Origin of the sequence: Methanohalophilus sp. DAL1 (assembly GCF_001683555.1) — an archaeon.
Lineage (GTDB): Archaea > Halobacteriota > Methanosarcinia > Methanosarcinales > Methanosarcinaceae > Methanohalophilus > Methanohalophilus euhalobius.
On the sequence record NZ_MAFX01000001.1, the window covers coordinates 50,742 to 57,066 of the forward strand.

Consider the following 6,325-nt stretch of genomic DNA (forward strand, 5'->3'; position numbering starts at 1 on the left):
TCAGGAATTGTGCCTTATCCTTTCCAGAATATTCATTCCCCTCTCGATAAGATCAAAAGCGTCTTCTACACGCCGGGGATCTGATTCTGATTGAATATTTTTTGCTATTTCAACAAGTTTGGATTCTATCAATTGTTCAAGGGGACTTGAGCCCTTCCTTTCAGCATGCAATGAATCAGATACTGGTTCCTGAAAGTTGGCGTGCGGTTGCTCCGAAGAAACCTTCGATTTACTTTCAACAGGCTCTGTTTCAAACTCCTCTTTTATTCCCGTGGATACTTCTGTTTCAACAGAAGGAATCATTTCCTCTACCTTTTCATTTTGGTCCTCTTCCCCCTCTTCTGCAACGTTACATAGAGGACATAGGACCTGCCCTTGATAACGGAATAAAGGAGATCCACAAGTATCACAATGTTGTGCAAGCATTGTGCCACCAAGCTCAAGCAATTTGGAAATTCTTCTTATTTTAGCATCGTCATCATTTCTTCCCATTATTATCACATCACAACTAAAAGAATAATATGTGGCCGGAATACAGCATTCAGTACAAAGAGGTAATAGTCCACCCAGGAATTTAAATCTGACTGAATCGAATCAACAACTTTCATAAGATGAGATTCCAGCAAACGGGTAAGTTTTTATATGAGATTATTAGTTAGACATACAGAACTAATCCTTATTTTATATCCCTATTTAACTCAAGGTGATCAAAATGCTGTCTGTTAATACTAAAGATGTTATAGAGCAATGCACACAGGTACTGGAGCACATCGCAAACGATAATTCAGTCCCAAGAAATATCAGGCGCTCCGCCACCGAAGTCGTGGAAAAATTAAATGATGACAGTGAATCTCTTTTCCTGAGAGCTTCTTCAAGCATATCCATTCTTGAAGACATCAGCAATGACCCCAACATCCCTCTTCATACCCGTACATTAATCTGGAATGTAGCAAGTCAGCTTGAAACAATACCTGTGGATGAATAATTCATCAGGTATCTTTTTTTTATCTAGATAATCCCCAGGAAACATGGATTCTATTACCGGTATCCTTATTGGAAATTTTGAAGAAAAGGATGCTGCACGGGAAAGGGGCTTGGCCCTGTCACGTAAACTTGTCAGAGCGTGCCGTACAACTACTATCGCCATTCATCGCAAAGACAGGGATACTGTCAAAAAGAATCTCCTGACTGCTCGTAATTATCTCCGGGAAATGAATGAGACCCTGGGAAAATACCCTGAAATTTATTACAAAGGACCTGTGGGGCAGGCACAGCAGGAATATGCGGAATGTATTATTACCTATTCTATACTATGTGAAAATAAGACACTTGAAGAATTGCCAACTCCCCAACAGATGGAAGTCGAAGATTCAGCCTATCTTAATGGCCTTGCAGAGGCAGGCGGGAAATTGAGAAGGCATGTACTTGATCTGATAAGAGAAGACAAGCCTGCAGAGGGGGAAAAATATTTACAGATAATGGATAACATTTATTCATTTTTGATAATGTTTGATTACCCTGATGTAATTACCGCAAATCTCAGACGTCACACGGATGTACTCAGATCCCTGAATGAAAAGACCAGAGGAGATCTGACCCATGCATTACAGCAATATAAATTCCAGAAATTAATGACAAATTCGCAGGAAATAAATTAAATTTAAAAGGGAACTCATATGAAATTCAATCCTGATAAAATAAGAGAAGATGCCAGCGAAGATTTTGACAGGGCCTGGAACGATAGCGCAAAATATATCAAAAAGCCCCAGTTCAATGAGCGCTATCCTATAACATCAATCAACTATGGTAAACCTCATCCTGTTTATGATACTATTGCAAAACTCAGGGAAGCCTATCTTCGAATGGGCTTTGAGGAGATGATGAATCCCATTATTGTTGATGAACAGGAAGTGCACAAACAATTCGGCCATGAAGCACTGGCCGTACTTGACAGATGTTTCTACCTGGCAGGACTTCCCCGACCAAATGCCGGCATATCCGATGAGCGTATATCTAAAATAAAAGAAATGCTGGGAGATCTTTCCACAGAAGATATTGATATAATACGAAAGGTCCTGCACGCCTATAAGAAAGGAGAGATCGAAGGCGATGATCTTGTCCCCGAAATGGCCGCAAAACTGGACGTGTCAGATTCCCTCATAGTCGAAGTAATAGATCAGGTGTTCCCGGAATTTAAGGAACTGACACCCAAAGCAGGCAAACGTACCCTGCGCAGCCATATGACCTCCGGCTGGTTTATCAGCCTTTCAGAGATTCTCAAGCGCCGTGAACCACCATTCAATTTGTTCTCCATCGACAGGTGTTTCCGTCGGGAACAACAGGAAGATGCTGCCAGGCTTATGACCTATTATTCAGCATCCTGTGTTATCATGGACGAGGATGTGACCGTAGATCACGGCAAAGCTGTTGCCCAGGCCCTGTTGTCTCAGTTTGGTTTTGAGAAATTCCAGTTCAGGCCCGATGAAAAACGCAGTAAATATTACAGTCCGGATACCCAGATAGAGGTATTTGCATACCACCCAAAACTTGTAGATTCCAATACCAAATATTCGGATGGATGGGTAGAAATTGCTACTTTTGGAATATATTCCCCGATACCTCTTTCAAAATATGATATTCCCTGTCCTGTGATGAATCTGGGCCTTGGAGTTGAAAGGCTTGCCATGATCATCCATGAGGCCACTGACCTGCGGGGCATGAGCTATCCACAGATGGAATTGTACTCTGAATGGGAGATGTCCGACAGCGAACTTGCCAGACATGTCGAAATTGACATGATACCTAAAACACCCCAGGGCAGGGAAATATTCGAAGCCATTGTTAAACAGTGTGAGGCCCATGCATCCGAACCCAGCCCCTGCCAGTTCCCTGCATGGGAAGGAGAAATTGAAGGGCACAATGTAAAGGTTTCAGTCATTGAACCAGAAGAAGACACTAAACTCTGTGGCCCGGCTGCTTTTAATGAGATTGTAATTTACAATAACGATATCCTGGGATTGCCAAATAATAAAAAATGGAAAAAAGCATTTTCCAATCATTCAGCAAGGACTGGTGTCAGGTTTATTGAAGCACTGGCAGCAAAGGCCGCAACAGAGGTCGAAGATGCTGTTGCAAAAGGCGATACTGAAATTGAGACTCGTGCACGAATAATAAAGACACCTGCAGAAATCAACATTAAACTCTCCCCCCTTGCCCAGCGTTACGTGACCGGCAAAAACAAGAAAATAGACATACGGGGACCTGTGTTTACCACGATAAAGACAGAAATTTCATGAAAAAACTGCCAGATTCCGCTCTATAGTGGTTCAGAAATCTTCAGGAAGAAATAGGCAGACAGGTTGTCACCATTGATGGGTTTGAAAATATCAAACTTATTGGGGGTACTGACTGTACCTATTTCAAAGATCTTGTAATATGCTGTATTGTCGTACTAAAATATCCCACAATGGAATTTGTCGAAAGGACAGTTCATATTGGAAAGATAAGTTTTCCTTATATATCGGGATTTTTTTCATTTCGTGAGGGGGAAGGGACAATAAGAGCCTACCAGAAGCTCAACCACAAACCCGATCTGCTTATGATCAATGCCTGTGGTATCACCCATCCTGCAAACGCCGGGTTTACCTCTCATATTGGAGTGATCCTGGATAAGCCTACAATCGGGATTACAAAAAGAATTTTTTGTGGCAGAGCAAAAATGCCACAAAAAGAAAAGAAGCCCAGCCATTGTATCATGAAGGAACACAAAAAGGTTGGCTCCTTAAAGTATTGCCCGAAACAAAACCAATCGTAATTACAGTCGGACATCTGACATCTACCAGGAGTTGCCTGGATATCACAAAAAAGTGCTTGAGAGGAAACAAAATGCCTGAACCATTAAGGATTGCTCATCGATGTGCAGGAGAAGAGAAAAAGAAAAGGGGTAAACGCGGTGGTACATGAGTGGATGAAAAGCATAAAGGGCATCATGGATGAAGGAAGTCCGGTTTGTATTACTTTCCAGGACAGTACGAGAGGGGACGTATCGGAGAAACTTTTCTGCGAAATTATTACCGATGCAAGATATGGAAAACAATCCTTGATTACAGCACAACGATGCAGAGTCGGCAAATTCATACTTGGTAAAAGCAATGAACCCCCGGCTGAATATTATTTTAATACAGGTAGATACGCATCATACGAAATCGCAGAAAATGCGGTCCTTTCCCTCAGCCGGCTGGAAAAGGAATACGGGACTTTGAAAATCGAACCTCTTTCAAAAAACAGCACAAAATTTGATCTTTGTATTTTGTACCTGAAACCGGAAAAAGCAATGCGAATAATCCAGGCGATGGCCTATTATAATGGAGCTCCGGCAGACATTCAAACAATCGGCGCAGCTTCTGTATGCAGTGATTGTGTAGCAGGGACCCTGAATAAAGGAATTGGTCTGTCTTTTGGCTGCAAAGGATCCAGAAAACACAGCAAGTATAGCAGCGAAGAAGTACCTATCGGAATACGCTATGACATGCTGGAAAAAGTAGAAAAGGCATTGGGAATAATCCCGAATACCTTTGATTGATCAACGGGCATCATAGAAGGACATTTCTTCGGCATCAACAAGGGTAATCTGCCCTATCTGATTGGAGAGCACTTTCCTCACCCTTGCCATACATCTAGATTGCAGCTGGATACGTATCATGGTCATTTCCCTTTCCTCGTAAAAATTATCCGTACCGTTGATTATACGATGCGTAGAAACCTGATGCTGCATTAGTTTTACAATAATACCCTTTGTGCCTGCAGTCAAATCCTGTGTACTTGTGGAAGTAAGGAAAATATTATCTCCTACGTGCAGATTCAGTGCCGTGAAAAAATTATGAGGACTTCTGATCTCAATCGTCCTTAGCCCATGGTTCTTAAGATCTGTAACTACATCATGAGAGATTCCGGTTAAAGCAACATATTCCATTTAGATCACCCATACATAGGGAACTCTTTCCTGGTGGAAGAAGGCTGTTCCGTGCTCCGCACATCTTCTGCAAGTTTCTGCATCTCAGCTTCAATCTTCTCAGCCTGCTCGATGAGACTTTCCGTATCTATTGAGTAATCGCAGAAGTCATTTAGTATCTTTATTACAGCTGCAGCGGCCCTTGGATCCGGATTCTGGGTTTGTGTAGCTCCCAGAAGACTGATGGCAGGAAGTTTACGCATAAAGCATTCCGCCATAATACTGCCGGATATACCCGATATTGTACCCATCTGGAATATTTCCACTTTTTCTTTTATGCGTTCCAGCATTTCCTCAGTCGTAGCAGCACCGAATACAACGGGTTCTTCACTCATGGTAGCAATACCGGCAATTGAAATGATTTCCTTTACATTTACCGACTCAGCCCAATCAAGAAGGGCCTTACTTACATCATAGGAAATAGAAGGATTGATGGGGATATCCGACACAACCATTATAAGATTGAGAGCCGGATTTTCATATATCCTGACAGGCATGTTGATTATCCCTTCATAGAGCACTGCTATGGGAGGGAAATAACGGGATTCTATGGAACCTATATATTCCATATTGAGTTCTTCAATTATTTGCTGACTTGCAATATTACCCACAAGCCCGATACCCGGGAACCCTTCTATTAAAATAGGCTCTTCGGATTTTACCTTTTCTGTGATAATATGTACATCACTTTTGTAATCTGTTTCCGACAAAAAACCACCTGCGTTTAGAAATCTAATATAAACTATACCAACTAGCATAGTATATGTTCATACTGATAAATAAGTCCTGCCCGAAATGAAACATATAAAAATTATAATTTCTTTTCTTTCAGGTTTATATCTTCATCCTGCTGGTGTGACATCAATATTGCAGATTTTAAGAAAAAGGCCGTTAAAAGCACTGCCAGTGCAAAGAAAAGTAGTGCAATAATAACAATTGTCAGTGGATCCATTTCTTAAAAATAAAAAAGAAAGTGAGTTTACACTTTCTGTGGTTTCTCATAAAGTTTTATTTTCTGAAGCTGGGCACCTTTCTTGGAATGAGGCTGCCTGAACACAGAATCATTGGCTTTCTCAATTTCCCTGGCTTCAATTGCAAGCTGTGCGGCTGCACGCATGAGTTCATGGCCTGCTGCTGCAGTGAGAGCAACATCTTCAATCTCTTTAAGGATAAAGCAGGCTGGCATGTTTACTTCTGCGACTTTGCTTGCCATGTGGAGGGCTGCAAGACCCTTTGCTTTAGCGTAAGGGTTATTGAAACCGGCACGTTCAATGCATTTCTGTGGTTTTGCAAGAATGTGTGGAAGTTCAAGGT

General features: G+C 41.7%; 11 protein-coding genes. 6 read left to right on the forward strand and 5 right to left on the reverse strand.

The features are described from left to right. Window positions 1-492: an Sjogren's syndrome/scleroderma autoantigen 1 family protein gene (locus tag A9957_RS00310; RefSeq protein ID WP_096711589.1), complete on the reverse strand. Its 492-nt coding sequence runs from the start codon at window positions 490-492 to the stop codon at window positions 1-3. A 220-nt stretch (window positions 493-712) separates the two neighbouring features. On the opposite strand from A9957_RS00310, the gene A9957_RS00315 reads away from it, so the two are divergent. From A9957_RS00315 to A9957_RS00335, 6 genes are read left to right on the forward strand one after another with little or no spacing between them, the layout of a single operon-like run. Then, complete coding sequence (locus tag A9957_RS00315; protein ID WP_292342810.1) at window positions 713-985, forward strand: UPF0147 family protein; 273 nt, start codon at window positions 713-715, stop codon at window positions 983-985. Between the two features lie 43 nt (window positions 986-1,028). Further along, window positions 1,029-1,658 (forward strand): haloacid dehalogenase, encoded by a 630-nt coding sequence (locus tag A9957_RS00320; protein ID WP_292342811.1) that lies wholly within the window; start codon window positions 1,029-1,031, stop codon window positions 1,656-1,658. Between the two features lie 18 nt (window positions 1,659-1,676). Then, window positions 1,677-3,296 carry an O-phosphoserine--tRNA ligase gene (gene sepS, locus A9957_RS00325; RefSeq protein ID WP_105460523.1) on the forward strand — a complete coding sequence of 540 codons (1,620 nt, stop codon included), beginning with the start codon at window positions 1,677-1,679 and terminating at the stop codon, window positions 3,294-3,296. A gap of 50 nt (window positions 3,297-3,346) precedes the next feature. Then, window positions 3,347-3,814: an endonuclease V gene (locus tag A9957_RS00330; protein ID WP_105460522.1), complete on the forward strand. Its 468-nt coding sequence runs from the start codon at window positions 3,347-3,349 to the stop codon at window positions 3,812-3,814. After that, complete coding sequence (locus A9957_RS10545) at window positions 3,748-3,963, forward strand: endonuclease V (RefSeq protein ID WP_367121571.1); 216 nt, start codon at window positions 3,748-3,750, stop codon at window positions 3,961-3,963. The genes A9957_RS00330 and A9957_RS10545 overlap by 67 nt, the downstream gene beginning before the upstream one ends. A gap of 4 nt (window positions 3,964-3,967) precedes the next feature. Continuing rightward, a complete protein-coding gene (locus tag A9957_RS00335) occupies window positions 3,968-4,582 on the forward strand; it encodes a DUF169 domain-containing protein (RefSeq protein WP_241645712.1) in 615 nt (204 codons plus the stop codon). Here the strand turns inward: A9957_RS00335 and A9957_RS00340 are convergent, their stop codons facing one another. The 4 genes from A9957_RS00340 to A9957_RS00355 all read right to left on the reverse strand — a co-directional run. Beyond that, window positions 4,583-4,972 (reverse strand): DUF473 domain-containing protein, encoded by a 390-nt coding sequence (locus tag A9957_RS00340; RefSeq protein ID WP_096711593.1) that lies wholly within the window; start codon window positions 4,970-4,972, stop codon window positions 4,583-4,585. It lies immediately after the preceding gene. A gap of 5 nt (window positions 4,973-4,977) precedes the next feature. Continuing rightward, window positions 4,978-5,721, reverse strand: coding sequence for a proteasome assembly chaperone family protein (locus tag A9957_RS00345; RefSeq protein WP_164908980.1), 744 nt, complete (start codon window positions 5,719-5,721; stop codon window positions 4,978-4,980). A gap of 101 nt (window positions 5,722-5,822) precedes the next feature. Beyond that, window positions 5,823-5,963 (reverse strand): hypothetical protein, encoded by a 141-nt coding sequence (locus tag A9957_RS00350; protein ID WP_157769641.1) that lies wholly within the window; start codon window positions 5,961-5,963, stop codon window positions 5,823-5,825. A 27-nt stretch (window positions 5,964-5,990) separates the two neighbouring features. After that, on the reverse strand, window positions 5,991-6,325 hold a 335-nt coding region (locus tag A9957_RS00355), incomplete at its 5' end, for a F420-dependent methylenetetrahydromethanopterin dehydrogenase (protein WP_292342812.1).

Excerpts from the sequence above, each read along its gene's own strand:
- sepS (WP_105460523.1), top strand. The coding sequence starts at position 1,677 with ATGAAATTCAATCCTGATAAAATAAGAGAAGATGCCAGCGAAGATTTT.
- A9957_RS00315 (WP_292342810.1), top strand. The coding sequence starts at position 713 with ATGCTGTCTGTTAATACTAAAGATGTTATAGAGCAATGCACACAGGTA.
- A9957_RS00320 (WP_292342811.1), top strand. The coding sequence starts at position 1,029 with ATGGATTCTATTACCGGTATCCTTATTGGAAATTTTGAAGAAAAGGAT.
- A9957_RS00335 (WP_241645712.1), top strand. The coding sequence starts at position 3,968 with ATGAAAAGCATAAAGGGCATCATGGATGAAGGAAGTCCGGTTTGTATT.
- A9957_RS00350 (WP_157769641.1), bottom strand. The coding sequence starts at position 5,963 with ATGGATCCACTGACAATTGTTATTATTGCACTACTTTTCTTTGCACTG.
- A9957_RS00340 (WP_096711593.1), bottom strand. The coding sequence starts at position 4,972 with ATGGAATATGTTGCTTTAACCGGAATCTCTCATGATGTAGTTACAGAT.
- A9957_RS00310 (WP_096711589.1), bottom strand. The coding sequence starts at position 492 with ATGGGAAGAAATGATGACGATGCTAAAATAAGAAGAATTTCCAAATTG.